Origin of the sequence: Cupriavidus sp. YAF13, from assembly GCF_052113425.1 — a bacterium.
Lineage (GTDB): Bacteria > Pseudomonadota > Gammaproteobacteria > Burkholderiales > Burkholderiaceae > Cupriavidus.
In genome coordinates this window covers 102487-116632 of sequence record NZ_JBFRDD010000007.1, presented here as the reverse complement: position 1 = coordinate 116632, position 14146 = coordinate 102487, and the positions used below count along the sequence as shown (strand labels likewise).

The following is a 14146-nucleotide window of genomic DNA, read 5'->3' as shown; positions in this document are numbered from 1 at the left end:
CCTAGTGCTCAATCAAAGACAATACTTCGTCGACCATCATGTCGACTTCCTGCACGGACTCGCGCGCCCCGGCCACGCCGTGCACGGTGCAACCAATCGCCTGGCATTCGCGGAACGGCGAGCGCGAACCGATCATCGATTGCATCAACGGGATTTCCAGATCATCCCCCAAAATCTCAATCGCCTGGCGCGCAATGGAAACGCGCCGCTGCACCATGTTCGCCATGACGCGGATCCGCAGCGTTTCATTCTGGACCTGAGCGTGTTGGGCTAGGGTCTTGGCGGCCACCGCCGCCCAAAGGTCGGGAGGCGATGGGACGACCGGGATGATAGCCAGATCGGAAATCAACAGGGCGCTCGAGGGCGCAGCCGAATGTACCGCCGGAGGGCAATCGACCACGATGTAATCGTAGTCCTGGATGAATTTCCTGACTTCGCGGTGCATTGCGCCGCCGGACGGCGCCAGGCCGATCACGGAGGCAGGAAAAGGCCGCTCGTCGCTTGCCTGCGCGGCCCAGCGTGTTGCCGTGCCTTGCTCGTCCATATCGACAAGCATCGACCGCGCGCCGCGCAATCCGAGCGTACCTGCGAGATGCATGCTGACTGTGGTCTTTCCGCACCCGCCCTTTTGGTTGAAGACCGTGATGATTTTAGCTGGCACTACGACCTCTCTTTCAGCGCTGAAAGCGCGATTATCGCTAGCCGCAACTTTAGTCAAAGTGACGTGCTGGCTCAACTGTTTTTTGAATTTATATTTTAAATATAATATTAGCGAGGATATTTCGCGTTATGGAAACGATAGATTTCCACTTGAAATGCGGCACGGAATACGCCTAAAGTAGCGATAGTGCGTCTTTCGACGCACATGACACAACTAGACAAACTGGTTATGATGCCCGCAACAGTCGAGTCAAGTCGTGTCACCTCGTCGGCGTCCGTTCGGTAACTACGAGAACTTAGCGTGCTTGAACGGTTGTTAGCGTTGTTTGCGTTGTGTACAAGAACTTGCTTCGAAAGGAAATTCACATGACAACCGGTACGGTCAAATGGTTCAATGAGACCAAAGGCTTTGGCTTCATTACCCCGGATGACGGCGGTGCGGATCTGTTCGCGCACTTCTCCGAAATCCAAGGTTCGGGCTTCAAGACGCTCAAAGATGGTCAGCGCGTCACGTTTGAAGTAAAGCAGGGCCCGAAAGGCTTGCAGGCATCCGCCATCAAGCCGGCCTGATCTCACGAATCACGCCGAAATCGCAAACTACGCCGGGCTTTCGGGCTTGACGTGGTGAGTAAAGCAAAAGGCAAGCGTTTCACGCTTGCCTTTTGTGCTTCTTGCGGTGCGACAACGTCTGCTCTGCATCCAGGCACCTTCGCGCCATTTCCAGGGGGGCTTTAACGAAAAACCCGCCAGCTCATTCAGCAGGCGGGTTCGGCAATGCATGTGCCCAGGCTCAGGCGAGCTTGCGAACGCTCGTACGGGAAGGCTGCAGGATCAGGGCCTTGGACGAATCCGCATCCACCTTGGCGCCCGGATAGACAACCAGCACATCCTTGAGCGCCTTGCGGAACAGTGCACGGAATTTCCGCTCACTTTCGGTTTCGGTGCCGAACTGCATCTGCAAGGCCTCCCACGGAATCTCGGTACGCCGCTGGATCGTGAAGAAGCGGTAGGTCAGCCAGGAGTATACGTCCAGCGCGAACGGCGACTGCTTGAGCGCCTTAAGCGCGCGCATGTCGACCGGGACGGGCCGGTTAACCAGCTCATTGAAAAATGGCTCGGACAGCACCACAAAGCTCTCGAACATCGAGCCCTGCCCCGGCTGCATGGGATCCCACCAGGTCGACAGCTGGTCTGCCAGCAGATAGCCGACGCGATCGATCGAAAGCGGCTCATGGCTCTGGTTCTGATTCTGGCTTGGCGTGGACTTGTTCTGAACGATGGCAATGGTGGCGGAGAACAGGCGGATCATCTGCTGTCGCACCAGCGTCATGGTGCCACGCTTGCCACCTGTGGCCATCGGAATGCCCAGGTTGTACATGAACTCGGACAGCGAATTGCCCAATGAGATGCGGCGGTCCTCGACCGTCCCGGTAAACTCGCCGCGCTTTTTCTTGGCCATGATCTCCTTGCCGATCCAGGCAAGCATCAGGCGCGGATAGGAGCCATAGGGATAGCCGAGCGAGACCGTTTCGGACACCAGTTTCTGGCGACCGTTGCTGGCCTTTTCTGAACGTTGCTGCGTGAAGTACCCAGGCTGGATCATCAGCGAAATATTCCCGCTGGTCCGCGTCCACACGGGCGGCGCACCTTTTGGCGCCCGGTAAGGCAAGGTGACCTGCACACTGGCCCGGCTCAAAAAGCCGACTTCGCCACTTTGCCAGGCATCTTCCCGTTCCATGGCCTGGGCTTCGTCGAACAGGCGCTGGAATTTCTCGGACGGAACCAGACTGTTCTCGTCGCCGGGAACGATGATGCGGGAGGGCTCACTGTCCAGATCGGCTGGACCGCGGGACCCAAGGATGGTCTGGTTGCGTTTGATGGGCATATTGGCGTGCTTCGGAATACACGACTTTTTACGCGAAGCAATCCGCCTTGTCACGCAGAAACGGGTTCGGTAGACGAATTTCCTGCAATGCCGCGTGTTTTGGGTGTGCTGGGTCTCATGGCTGATTGCATGGTGGACTACGGTGGGCAATCCCGAAGGGTTGTCCACGGAAGGCCAGCCATCAGCTACCGGTAAACGTTAAGAGTATGGGTTAACTACTTGTAAACCGTATACGGGAGACTCAGGACCTTGATTTGTATGAGGAAAAACACCCTCCGCGAACCCGATTCTGCGTGAAACCGTACTCGATTCTGCGAAGTGCTGTACCAGATTCTGCGGTATACCGAACCCGTTTCAGCGCAAAGCCCGAACCGGTTTCTGCGTGGATAACTCCCTGTTCCCACAGGCTTTTCCACAGCTGGGGACACCAAAAGCGTACCCGTTTCTGCGCACGCCGAGCGTTTTCAGCCACGTATACCGCGTAAACCGGCGTTCCGGAGTAGTTATCCCCGCAGAAATTGGTACGCCTCCAGGTTTACCAAAGCCTCTCCTGCTGCCCTGCGTACCCAATTCTGCGTCGCGAAGGCCCTCGCCGTTCCATTTGCGTACCCAATTCTGCGCTGCGGCATTTGAAAACAGACTTTTCGGGGCTCGCTGCCCCGAAGCGTACCCGTTTCTGCGGCGTACCCAATTCTGCGAACCTGCCTTCCGAATCACGCGGCACCAAAAGCGTACCCGTTTCTGCGTGCCTGCTGCGACCTCGCTTTCCTCTTCGCGTACCCGTTTCTGCGACATCGAAGCCGGTCGTCCTGCGCACAGAATTCTCTTCTTTCTATTATACATAAGACTTATATCGAAAGCGAGTGCTTGCACTCAAAAAAAGCAAATAAGTAAAAGGACTTTTGCAGGCGTACCCGTTTCTGCGTATGCCTCCGATCGGGCTGTCGCCGGCACGGGCATCTGCTGCGGGCACCAGTCAGGTGTGCGTACCCGTTTCTGCGGCCGTGACAGGGCCGAGAGGGGCGCTATGCGTACCCATTTCTGCGGGAAAAAGACAAATTCCTTCCTGGGCAAGGACTTTGGGAGGGGAGGAGACGGGGAATGCGGTCGAGGGCCCGCCTGAAGGGGACGGCTGAATACCGGAAACGCGATTCCGGTCGTTGCGCGTACCCGTTTCTGCGCGATTTCAGGTGTCTGAGCTACTGGACGGCGAGAAGAAAAAAAAACGGGGCGTACCCGTTTCTGCGTTGTGATATTGCGTCAGTCACCCCCTTGCGGGATGCCTGCGGAGGTGCTCGCAGCGCCCGAATGCCGACACGCAGTGGAGTTTCAAGCAGTGCGTACCCGTTTCTGCGTGCCTAGTGGCTGCCTGGCGTCAGGAGAGGCGGCTACGGGTTAAAGAAGTCACGGCACCCGGGAGGGTGCGTACCCATTTCTGCGCGGGATTCCGGAGGCCTTCCGGAGCCGACGCGGCGGCAGAGAGCGGAGCGTACCCATTTCTGCGTGCCTTTTGAGGGGGAGGCCGACTGCGTTGCCAGGTGGGAACAGCGGCGCCGTCCCTGTGGCGATCTCGCTGCGGTGCGGGATCCGGGCGAGGCCAGGAGGATTGCCGGACAAAAAAAACCCCGCCTCGAGAGGCGGGGTTTTCCTGACTGGGCGCACCCCCTAGTGGGGTGCCAGTCTACTGCTTACAGCGGCGTGATGTTCGCAGCTTGCAGGCCCTTCGGGCCGTTCTTGACTTCGAACGACACGCGTTGGTTTTCCTGCAGCGACTTGAAACCGTCGGAGCGGATTTCAGAGAAGTGCGCGAAGAGATCGTCACCGCCAGCGTCCGGCTTGATGAAACCGAAGCCCTTGGCGTCGTTGAACCATTTAACGATACCGGTTTGCATGGTATTGCTTTTCCTGGGAAAAATTTAAAAGAAACGGATAGCTCACGCATATCCGAGCAAAGCAACTCAAGGAAAGGACACCATGGACAACGGAAGTACCATGACGGTGGCTAACGAATGTGCTGTTGCCTCGTCGCTTGAATCTAGCGGGGTTTATACGGCGGATTAGCGTCAGCGTCAAGGTAGGGTCATTCTGGATGTCTGCCTGGATCCACTACGAGCCATCGTCGGGTCATCACGTTTTTCAGATGATTCCTATTCGCCGCTAGTGCTGTGCCGAGGGGGAAATTGCCCGACAGTACGCTCGGCGGGTCTAGGTGCACGGCCCGCAACCTCAGCCGCATGTGCAAGCCGGAAGCACGGCGCGACCACGATAACAGGAGACCCCATGCCGATACAGGAACCCATCAGCCAGCCCACACCACCCGCCGCCGCCGGCACTTCGCTGGCGGAACGCTGGTTCAAGCTCAGCGAGCACCAGACCGACGTGCGCACCGAGTTCCTGGCGGGGCTGACCACGTTCCTGACCATGGCATACATCATCTTCGTCAACCCCAGCATCCTGGGCGATGCCGGCATGCCGAAGGACGCCGTATTCGTGGCAACTTGCGTGGCGGCCGCGATCGGCACGTTCATCATGGGCCTGTATGCCAACTACCCGATCGCGATGGCGCCGGGCATGGGACTGAACGCTTACTTTGCCTACACGGTCGTCAAGGGCATGGGATTTCCCTGGGAGGCCGCGCTGGGCGCCGTCTTCATCTCAGGCTGCCTGTTCCTCCTCGTCACCTTGTTCCGCGTGCGCGAGATGATCGTCAATGGCATCCCGCACTCGATCCGGGTGGCGATTACCGCAGGCATCGGGCTCTTCCTTGCCATCGTCGCGCTCAAGAACGCCGGCATCGTCGCCGCGAGCCCCGCTACCCTTGTCACCATTGGCGACCTGCACCGGACCCCTGCCATCCTGGCGATCGTCGGTTTCTTCGTGATCGTCGCGCTAGACCACCTCAAGGTCAAAGGCGCCATCCTGATCGGCATTCTGCTGACCACCCTCCTCAGCTTCGCAGTGGGCGACAACACCTTCCACGGCGTGTTTTCCGCCCCGCCCTCGATTGCGCCGACCCTGTTCAAGCTGGATATCTCCGCCGCACTGTCGATCGGCATCATCAACGTGGTGCTGGTGTTCTTCCTGGTCGAACTGTTCGATGCCACCGGCACGCTGATGGGCGTGGCCAATCGCGCCGGGCTGCTCAAGGCGGGCAAGATGGACCGGCTGAACAAGGCGCTGATGGCCGACAGCACGGCGATCATGGCGGGCTCGTTCCTGGGCACTTCCTCCACCACCGCTTACATCGAGAGCGCCTCCGGCGTGCAGGCAGGCGGGCGCACCGGGTTGACCGCCGTCACCGTAGGCGTGCTCTTCCTCGCATGCCTGTTCATTTCGCCGCTCGCAGGCACTGTCCCGGGCTACGCCACGGCGCCGGCCCTGCTTTACGTGTCCTGCCTGATGCTGCGCGAACTGGTGGATCTGGACTGGAGCGATGCGACCGAGGTGGTGCCGGCTGTGCTGACGGCGCTTGGCATGCCTTTCACCTATTCGGTGGCCAACGGCGTGGCCTTCGGCTTCATCACCTATGCCGGGCTCAAGTTGCTGACCGGACGTGCCAGGAGCGTCCCGCTCATGGTGTGGATCATCGCGGCGGTCTTCGTCTTCAAGTTCTATTACCTGCCGGGGCATTGAGCCTACTGGCGCCCGTTTGAAGGACCGCGTTGGCGAGCGTTTGCCGGGTGACGAGAAAAGCGTACCCGTTTCTGCGTGGCTGGGCGTGGCCCTCCCGTCCTTCCCCTCCAGACGGCGCCGTACCCGTTTCTGCGTATCCGGCGCACACCGAGGCATGACACCCGCGTACCCATTTCTGCGTGGAATGTAAGTGACCAATTACCTCGCATGGCAGATAGTGAGTGCCAATGTGCTCATACTAAAGGATGATATTCGGTTGAGTACCCATACTGAGGACTGGACAAACTGGCCTAAATGCACTGAACTAGAGGCGTGGCAGATTGCGGGGCGCTTCAGGGCGCCCCTTCTTGACTCCGGCACTCCGGGGCCGCGCCTGCTGGCTCAGCGTCTTCAGGCCTGCAATAGCGACAACAACAAGTCCACCTTAAATGCGAGGGCAGGGACTGAATGAGCAGACCATCGCCAAGATGGCTTCGCCACCACGAAAGGAGCGCGCGGAGACACGCCCGCCCGACAAGAGCAAACAATAAGACTAAACAAAAGTGGTAATCGCGAACGTGTAGTGCCGGGGGTGTTGTTCAACGGGGATCAATCATGACTGCAGGAGAAATCCGGCGACCCGCCATGGGGCCCATCAGCGAGTCCGCCAGTCTTTCCATTCACCGTGCCTGGGCGGCTTTGGGAGAAACCGCCGCCGAGCCACCGCGCCGAAGCCGCGTCAGCGAGCGCGGCGATCCTGCCGCCAGTACCGTCGAAGCGTTCCTGAGCCAGGACCAGGCGTTGCCGGCGTACGTGCGTGCCGCGATCGAACAATTGCTGCAGCGGCAGCGATCGGTGGATGGCGAGCTGTCCCGCCAGCGCGCGCTGCTGCAGGAATGGATTCTCAGCCAGTTGACCTACAAGGCGCTCTATTACCGGTATTCCGGGCAATCGCCTGAAGCGCCACGCGCTGAGTTGATGCGCGAAAAAGACCAGGTGCGCCGGCGTATTCGCGACCAGCTCCATGCCGGTAGCGACCACACCGCCATTCTTGGCGAGCAGTCCCGCAGTCTGTCCAAGCCGTAATGCCGACGTTGCGCGTGGGGGAACTCCCCCAACCGACTCAGCTTGACCGCACACAGAGCCCGCACGAGAGCGGGATCGCGGTGCAAGCCGGAATAGTCAAGATGCCCAATGTCAGGGAGAACGTTATGGACCGACTGTGCAAGGCGGCGACACGCACCGCACAGGTGTTGGTCGTATCTCGCCACGAACCCTATGGATTTGATCCGGCCCAGTTCGGCTCCGGCTGGGAGATTCGCCACATCCAGCAGATCCGGGACCTTAGCCGGGTGGTGCGGGGCAGCGCGCCAATGGCCGGCGTCCTTGATCTCGAGACCGAATACAGCGATGCCGAGCTGATGCAGCTCGAGCAGAGCCTGCAATACCTGCACGTAATGTGGGTGGCGATCACGTCGTCGCGCATGCTGGAAGACGAACGCGTGAGGAGGCTGATACGCGACTACTGCGTGGACTACGTGCGCACGCCGTTTTCGTTCAGCGAACTGCTCTACACGCTTAAACATGCCCACGGCATGGCCTGCCTGCATGGCGCGCGCAGCCACGAACTGGTCGGCCACGGCCCCATGATCGGCGAGTGCGCGGTGATGCGCAGCATGTTCCGCTCGCTCGCCAAGGTCGCGCACAACGAGGCGCCCGTCTTTATCTCCGGCGAGTCCGGCACCGGCAAGGAGCTGGCGGCGCAGGCCATCCATGAAGCCTCGAGCCGGCGCAAAGGCCCGTTCGTGGCGATCAACTGCGGCGCCATTCCGCCGCACCTGGTGCAATCCGAGCTGTTCGGCTATGAGAAGGGGGCGTTCACCGGTGCCAACCAGCGCAAGATCGGCTGGATCGAGCAGGCGCAGGGCGGTACGTTGTTTCTCGATGAAATCGGCGACCTGCCGCTGGAAAGCCAGGTAGCCCTGTTGCGCTTCTTGCAGCAAGGCACCATCACCCGGCTTGGCGGGCACCAGTCGATCCCGCTGGATCTGCGCATCATCTCGGCGACGCACGTGGACCTGGTGGCGGCGCAATCCGACGGACGCTTCCGTGCCGACCTGTTCCACCGGCTATGCGTTCTGACCCTCTCGATCCCGCCATTGCGCGAGCGCGGCGAGGACATCCTGCTGCTGGCCAACTCGGTGCTTGCCGAGCATGGCCACGAGGCCCATCGGCGCATTCGCGGATTCTCGCCATGTTCCACCCAGGCCATGATGCAATACGAGTGGCCGGGCAATGTGCGCGAACTGATCAACCGGGTACGGCGCGCGATCGTGATGACCGATAACCGCAAGATCACCGCGGAGGACCTGCAATTGCACGGTGGCAGCGACTCGCCACGCAAGACCTTGGATGCGATCCGCGAGGAGGCGGAACGCGAGGCGATCCGTACCGTGATGGCAAGCCACGGCTTCCACGTGGTACCTGCCGCGCGCGAGCTCAACGTTTCGCGTGTCACCTTGTACCGGCTGATGCACAAGCACAATATCCGGATCGAGGCGCATCCCGGCGCCGGCGAATAGCCGGCCATCGAAGGACGGGCGGGCTACGGCCCGCTTTTCTTGTCCGGCCTTGGGGTGTTCAGAACGTATAGGGAAAACGCAGCGTCACCGTGTAGTTCGGCGCATCCGGGGTGAGTCCGAGGCCGATCGCGGTGCTCACTGACAAGCCTTTGGTGATCACGTGATTGAAGCCGAATGTCATGGTGGCTACGTTGGCCCGGCTGCCGATCACAGTCTGCTTGACACCCGCGGTGGTGACCTGCGTGCTCGATGAGATGGCGGCATTGAAGGCCATCGACATCGACGTGCGGTCGTTGAGCGCGAGCGCGAGACCGCCGCCAAACCCGATGGTGTCGCCCAGTTTCACATCGGCCGGCGTGACTTGTCCCTGCACCGAGGAGATATCGCTCACTGAGCGCTTGATGTTGTAGGTGTAGCTGCCATTGACGAACAACACCACGGGGTCATAGGTCTTGAGCAGTGACAAGCCGGCCGTCACGGCCCACACGCCGTTGCCCGTGGGCAACTGGTCGGCAATGTTCAGGTTGTTGTTATTGGCATTCGCCGACACCAGCTTGATGCCGAACGGCGAGCGCCCGGTGGGCGCGCGCACGCGGATGCTGCCGACCACGTCGGGCGCGGCGCCGCTTTCGCGCAGGAACTGGTAGTACAGGCCCATGCTGATATCGCCCAGCGCCGTTGTGCTCAGCGTGGCATCGGACAGGCTGGAGGCGGAGCCGCCCGCGCCGCCGGAGATGAAGTTGGTGTTGCGGTACATCACCGGCAGATCGAAGTCCATCGACAGGCGGTCGGACAGGCCGTAGCGTGCGATGGTGTCGTACGTGAGCGTGTGCGACTTGGTCTGGTTGAGGTTGATGGTGCCGAGGAAGATGGCGTCCAGCGCCAGGAAGCCGGACAGCGACAGCGCGCGCCGGTCGTAGTAGCTGTAGATGAAGCCGCTGTCGATGGTCAGGCGCCGCTCGAACAGCGGCGCATGCTCGCTCTGGTAGACCAGGCCTTTGCTCTGCACGCGTGCCTGTTGCTGTGTCTCGCGCGCATCGGAACCCACCACCGGCGTGTCGCCGGCGGGCGTTGCGGTGGCCGTGCCGCCCGCGGCAGGGCTTGCGCTTTGTGCCAAGGAGGGAACGCCGGCGGCGGTCATTCCGCCACCGGCGTTCCCGTTGGCACTGCTCCCCGTTCCTGCTACTACCCCCCGCCCGCGCGCCCCGACCATTTCCAGGTCGTTCAGGCGCTGTTCGAGAGCCTTGATGGTCTTGTCTTGTTGCTCGACCAGTCTTGTCAGCCGTTCGATCCGCTCGTCGGCACTGGGCTGGGCGCTGACCTGCGCCCACGCGCCGGCCGAGATCAGCGTACCCGCCAGGGTACCTATCAGAGCGAGTTCGGTCTTCATCTTTCCCCCCGGAAATCTGAATGGGCGCGAAGCGGGTGCGCCAGCCCTGTGCATGCTGGATTATCGTCGCATCGTTGCGATTGCCGCTAGTGCGTCCCGCATGCTGGTTTGCGTCAGTTGCTGGATCGTCAGTTGCTGCACCTGCAACGTAATGTTGGTGAGGTTGAGCACTTGCTGCGCATCGCCCGTGATGCGTGCCGCCTGCATCAGGCTGCCGCCTTGCGCATTCTGCGTGGCGCTGCCCGCGGCCGACTGGATGGCCAGCGACACGCCGCCGCCTGGCGCGACCGTGGCGCTGGCGGTGATGCCATTGCCGTGTGCCACTTGTGCTGCCGGGTTGCTGCTTGCCATGCTCGGTGTGGGCGCCGCCGCGATGGGTGTGGTCTGGGTCGTGATGGTGCTGACGTTGCTGGCCGAATTGCCATCGCCGGCGATCTGCGCGACCTGGCCCACGCCTGCCACCTGCACCGCGGAGCTGGCAGTGCCGCCATTGCCTTGCACATTGCCGGGGGCAAGGCTCTGGACGCGAGCCGACAAGCTCGCCGTGGCCTGCGCCACCGCGGTGCTGGCGGCGAGGTTGGCGGCGGCGACGCGGGCGGTTGCCGTGGCGATCGCCGTATCGTTCTGCCAGCGCGAAACCATCTCCACCACAAAGCCGCTGACCAGGCTCGCGCCCATGTACTTGCCGCGCACGCCCGCCATTTCCGCGTCGGAGACGAGTTCCGCCATTGCCGGCGAGGCCATCACGTCGCTGGCATCGTCAGCCGCCGTGGATGCCAGCGCAGGCGTTGGCGTGGCCAGCGCCATGCCGGCGGAGCAGCTCAGGCAGAGGAGGCGCAGTGCGGTGTCCATGTCAGAAGTAGTCCATCCGTATCAGGCCAAAGTCAAGCGCCGCGGGCACCATGCCCCCGGCCAGCGCGGCATTGGTCCGGTCGCGCAAGGCGGGCGCGGCGATATCGAGCAGCGGCGAGTTTGGATCGAACGGCCGGCCGACGATGGCGAACACCAGCCCGTTCCAGTTCGCCGCGAAATCCTCCTCCTTGATGATGCGGTTGCCCAGCGCCGGATCGGCAACGAACACGCGCCCGTCGATAGCCTTGCGCACCACCACGAAATGCAGGTAGCCGTTGACGTCGAGCAAGGTGATGACCGGGATCTTGAGTTGCCGCAGGGCGCTGTAGTCCACGCGGAATCCCCGTCCGCGCAAGCCCAGCGTTTCGACGTAGTTGCGCATGTCGAGCATGGAGAAGCCATTCTTGACCACGGTGTCGGCGTCGGAGATGCGCAGCATGTCCTCGACGATCCTGGGCTCCGCCAGGTCATAGCCGTAGCCGTAGCGCAACAGCGTGCCTACCGCGGCCGCGCCGCAACTAAAGTCAAGCTGCTGGCGCATCATGTTCTGGTAGCGCATCTCGAGCATGCTCTTGACGGGCTTCCTGAGCATCGGCTGTCCGTCGATGTCGATCGTCATCGTGCTCTGACCATCGGCACTGAATGCTGCTGCCAGCAGCATGCATGCCCCGGTCACGCGGAATAGCGCGCGCATGACACTCCCCCTTGGGCGGGTTGAGCCGGCGTCCCCCGGACCCCGGCTCTCCTGCCGCGTTCGTGCTGTTGCCGCAGTGCTTGCTCAGTGGGTCGCCGTGGAAATGGCGAGCCCGTTGCTCTGCGCGTTGCCGGCCCCGGCGGCGATATTTACGCCGATGTTGCCCACTGCGTTGACCAGGGCGCCGCCGTTGAGCGTGGCGGCGTTGTTCGGCCTGCAGCCGCACATGGACAGGTCATTGCCGTAGGTGGTCTGGTCATTGGACGCGGTTGCCTTGGCCAGCGCGCCGACAGGGTCCCCGCCCTTGCGGCCGCTGTCGCCGCTGCCCATATTGACCGAGGCCGCCAGCGCATTGCTCTGCAGGTTGCCGGCGCCCGCGGCGATGTTCACGCCGACGTTGCCCTTGGCCCCGGCCAGCATGTTATCGGCCATGCTGGCGCTGTTTGCGGCGCCGACCATGTGCATGCCGTTATCCCCGGTCTTCTGGCTGGAGAACACCTGCGCCGAGGCGAAGACATCCGACGCGTCGATGCTGGCCAGCGCGGCCTGGTTGGACTGGCCGTTGCCAGCGCCAGCGGATATGTTCACGCCGATATTGCCTTGCGCATTGAACAGCGCGCTGCCGCCGCCGAATGCACTGTTGGTGGACGGGCCGATGCGCACGCTGTTGTCGCGCGCGCTTTGCTGGCTGTTGACCACCGCGCCCGATTCGGACCTGAAGTGGATATCTCCCCAGGCAAAGCCGAAGCCACGGACATAGATGTCGTTGCTGATCGCTGTCTGGCTGTAGATATCGGCGTCGTCCGGCCGGTCGAAGTAACTGAAGCCGCCCGCGAATGCGCTGGTTGAAAGCGCGATGCCCGCTGCAATGGCGAGGATTTTCGTTCTCATGATTTTCTCCTTCCCTGCTTAGAAAAAAGTGCCCGCCGGGGGACGGAGCACAAAAACGTTGGACGAGACATTCCCCGATCCTGCCGTCTGGTTCAGCTGCACCAGGCCAGTTGCGTTGCGGTAGGCATCTGGCTGGATGACTGCCTCGCGCGGACCCGTTGCGTGGCCCGCTGAACCCGGGCGACTTCCTCCGGCCGATTCCGCGGCTAGCAAGCCGTCGGAGATGGCTTCGATCTTTACGCTGGCGGCCGGCGCCAGCACTGCCGCATTGATTTGCACGTTGCCGTTGCCGCTGGCCACGTTTGCCGAAAGCATCCCGCTGCCATTGGCGAAGGCACCGCCGCCGATCTGGCTGACGGCGCTTGTCGCGGGTGCGGTTGCGCCGGCACGCTGCCGCGATTGCACATCCGCGCTGCCACTCGCGATGGCGGCCTGGTTGCTTTGCGCGTTGCCGCTGCCGGCGGCCAGGTTCACGGCCGCGCGACCGGCAACGCCGGTGAGCGCGCCGACATCGATGCGGGTGCTGTCGGTGGTTGAGCCCTGGACCTGCGCATGGAGCGGCAGGCAGGCAAGCATCAGGGTGGCAAGCCAGGCAGCGTGGTTGCCGCGCATGGTGTGGACGCCTGTCATGGCCGGCCTCCCACCGCGAGCGGCGCCAGTCCGCGCATCAAGGCGCCAGTCATGTTGCCGCTAGCCTGCGCGACCTGGCCGGCGATGCCGACCGGAACGCTCCCGGCGCCACTGCCACTAGCCAGGCCCTCGATCTGGCGGGGCGCCAGGGCCAGCCGCCCGGTGGCGGACTGGCTGGCGCCGGACACGGCGTTGCCGGCCGCGCTGCGGCCTACCGCGGCAGCGAGATCGCTGTCGGTCAGGTCGCTGGCGATGGCGGCGGTGGACTGCTGGAAACGTGCGGACGGAAACGGTTCGACAGCGGCGGCTATCGGCATGTCCCCCTGCGGTATGCCGCGATAGGCAATACGCGGCTCGACGCTGCGCAGAACGACGATATCGCTTGAGTCTGCAATCGCGGAGAAGGAAGCAAGGGCGGCGACAAAAGCTGCAAGACCGATGGCGCAGGCCGCGCCAGTCGATACGAACGCCTCCGTGCCGTCATTCGCGCTGGCGGCTGACGCATGGCTGAACTCACTCCCGCGTTGTAGGACTCGTCGCGTCATCTTTTTATGTCTCCCTGTGGCGAACAGAGCGACAAGCGTGCCAATACCCTGCAATCGAGCGCTGGCAACGGTTTGCGGGTGGTGCGCGAGAGCGCGCGGAAGTTCCCTGATAGAGGAAGAACATTATGGTTGCAGCGCTGTAACGCGGCATTGCCGATGGTGCCGGACGAAAGCGATCGCCGATTGGGCGCAAGGCCATGCTGAGTCAGGCACGACGACGCGCCATGAGCGCCCGCAAGGGCGGGCCGGTGCTGGTTGCATCGCTGAAACAGGGCTGGGGCCGGCAAGCGTGCCGCCCGGTCTTTGGTATCGGCGGCAAGGCGGGCGGCCCGGGCAGTCTGCGTCCCGCCTGCGCCGCTTTACGCGCGTTTGCAGGCGCGCGGCTCCGTACGCAGAAACGGGTAC

The 14146-nt window shown here is 62.3% G+C and carries 13 protein-coding genes; 4 read left to right on the top strand and 9 right to left on the bottom strand.

All coding sequences use genetic code 11. From position 1 onward, the window contains the following. Position 1 precedes the first annotated feature (1 nt). On the bottom strand, positions 2-661 hold the full coding sequence (locus AB4061_RS08145) for an AAA family ATPase (protein WP_006159055.1): 660 nt from the start codon (positions 659-661) through the stop codon (positions 2-4). Positions 662-1026: 365 nt separating this feature from the next. Between AB4061_RS08145 and AB4061_RS08140 the strand changes: the two genes are divergently transcribed. Further along, a complete protein-coding gene (locus AB4061_RS08140) occupies positions 1027-1230 on the top strand; it encodes a cold-shock protein (protein ID WP_043352637.1) in 204 nt (67 codons plus the stop codon). A 220-nt stretch (positions 1231-1450) separates the two neighbouring features. Here AB4061_RS08140 and AB4061_RS08135 read toward each other — a convergent pair whose 3' ends face one another. Both AB4061_RS08135 and AB4061_RS08130 read right to left on the bottom strand, forming a co-directional pair. After that, positions 1451-2545, bottom strand: a complete 1095-nt coding sequence (locus AB4061_RS08135) for a replication protein RepA (protein ID WP_441632574.1) — start codon at positions 2543-2545, stop codon at positions 1451-1453. 1688 nt (positions 2546-4233) lie between these two features. Continuing rightward, complete coding sequence (locus AB4061_RS08130; protein WP_006159057.1) at positions 4234-4437, bottom strand: cold-shock protein; 204 nt, start codon at positions 4435-4437, stop codon at positions 4234-4236. 388 nt (positions 4438-4825) lie between these two features. Between AB4061_RS08130 and AB4061_RS08125 the strand changes: the two genes are divergently transcribed. The 3 genes from AB4061_RS08125 to AB4061_RS08115 all read left to right on the top strand — a co-directional run bounded on the left by AB4061_RS08125 (position 4826) and on the right by AB4061_RS08115 (position 8739). Beyond that, positions 4826-6178, top strand: coding sequence for an NCS2 family permease (locus tag AB4061_RS08125; protein WP_441632572.1), 1353 nt, complete (start codon positions 4826-4828; stop codon positions 6176-6178). 594 nt (positions 6179-6772) lie between these two features. After that, positions 6773-7243 (top strand): hypothetical protein, encoded by a 471-nt coding sequence (locus AB4061_RS08120; RefSeq protein WP_441632570.1) that lies wholly within the window; start codon positions 6773-6775, stop codon positions 7241-7243. 125 nt (positions 7244-7368) lie between these two features. Then, complete coding sequence (locus AB4061_RS08115) at positions 7369-8739, top strand: sigma 54-interacting transcriptional regulator (protein ID WP_441632568.1); 1371 nt, start codon at positions 7369-7371, stop codon at positions 8737-8739. A gap of 58 nt (positions 8740-8797) precedes the next feature. On the opposite strand, the gene AB4061_RS08110 is transcribed toward AB4061_RS08115, so the two are convergent. The 6 genes from AB4061_RS08110 to AB4061_RS08085 form a co-directional block, all read right to left on the bottom strand. Further along, positions 8798-10129, bottom strand: a complete 1332-nt coding sequence (locus AB4061_RS08110; protein ID WP_441632566.1) for a transporter — start codon at positions 10127-10129, stop codon at positions 8798-8800. 60 nt (positions 10130-10189) lie between these two features. After that, positions 10190-10981, bottom strand: a complete 792-nt coding sequence (locus AB4061_RS08105; RefSeq protein WP_441632564.1) for a hypothetical protein — start codon at positions 10979-10981, stop codon at positions 10190-10192. A 1-nt stretch (position 10982) separates the two neighbouring features. Next, entirely contained in the window at positions 10983-11675 is a 693-nt protein-coding gene (locus tag AB4061_RS08100; RefSeq protein WP_441632562.1) for a C39 family peptidase, read from the bottom strand. An 84-nt stretch (positions 11676-11759) separates the two neighbouring features. Further along, positions 11760-12566, bottom strand: coding sequence for a hypothetical protein (locus AB4061_RS08095; protein WP_441632560.1), 807 nt, complete (start codon positions 12564-12566; stop codon positions 11760-11762). An 18-nt stretch (positions 12567-12584) separates the two neighbouring features. Beyond that, entirely contained in the window at positions 12585-13196 is a 612-nt protein-coding gene (locus AB4061_RS08090; RefSeq protein ID WP_441632558.1) for a hypothetical protein, read from the bottom strand. After that, the gene (locus tag AB4061_RS08085) at positions 13193-13741 is read right to left on the bottom strand and encodes a hypothetical protein (RefSeq protein WP_441632556.1); all 549 of its coding nucleotides are present in this window, start codon (positions 13739-13741) and stop codon (positions 13193-13195) included. Before AB4061_RS08085 ends, AB4061_RS08090 begins: the two co-directional genes overlap by 4 nt. Between the last annotated feature and the right edge of the window lie 405 nt (positions 13742-14146).

What these genes read in the sequence shown, in the direction of transcription:
- AB4061_RS08100 (WP_441632562.1), bottom strand. Translation starts at nt 11,675, where the DNA reads ATGCGCGCGCTATTCCGCGTGACCGGGGCATGCATGCTGCTGGCAGCA.
- AB4061_RS08130 (WP_006159057.1), bottom strand. Translation starts at nt 4,437, where the DNA reads ATGCAAACCGGTATCGTTAAATGGTTCAACGACGCCAAGGGCTTCGGT.
- AB4061_RS08085 (WP_441632556.1), bottom strand. Translation starts at nt 13,741, where the DNA reads ATGACGCGACGAGTCCTACAACGCGGGAGTGAGTTCAGCCATGCGTCA.
- AB4061_RS08120 (WP_441632570.1), top strand. Translation starts at nt 6,773, where the DNA reads ATGACTGCAGGAGAAATCCGGCGACCCGCCATGGGGCCCATCAGCGAG.
- AB4061_RS08140 (WP_043352637.1), top strand. Translation starts at nt 1,027, where the DNA reads ATGACAACCGGTACGGTCAAATGGTTCAATGAGACCAAAGGCTTTGGC.
- AB4061_RS08095 (WP_441632560.1), bottom strand. Translation starts at nt 12,566, where the DNA reads ATGAGAACGAAAATCCTCGCCATTGCAGCGGGCATCGCGCTTTCAACC.
- AB4061_RS08090 (WP_441632558.1), bottom strand. Translation starts at nt 13,196, where the DNA reads ATGACAGGCGTCCACACCATGCGCGGCAACCACGCTGCCTGGCTTGCC.
- AB4061_RS08125 (WP_441632572.1), top strand. Translation starts at nt 4,826, where the DNA reads ATGCCGATACAGGAACCCATCAGCCAGCCCACACCACCCGCCGCCGCC.
- AB4061_RS08135 (WP_441632574.1), bottom strand. Translation starts at nt 2,545, where the DNA reads ATGCCCATCAAACGCAACCAGACCATCCTTGGGTCCCGCGGTCCAGCC.
- AB4061_RS08105 (WP_441632564.1), bottom strand. Translation starts at nt 10,981, where the DNA reads ATGGACACCGCACTGCGCCTCCTCTGCCTGAGCTGCTCCGCCGGCATG.
- AB4061_RS08115 (WP_441632568.1), top strand. Translation starts at nt 7,369, where the DNA reads ATGGACCGACTGTGCAAGGCGGCGACACGCACCGCACAGGTGTTGGTC.
- AB4061_RS08110 (WP_441632566.1), bottom strand. Translation starts at nt 10,129, where the DNA reads ATGAAGACCGAACTCGCTCTGATAGGTACCCTGGCGGGTACGCTGATC.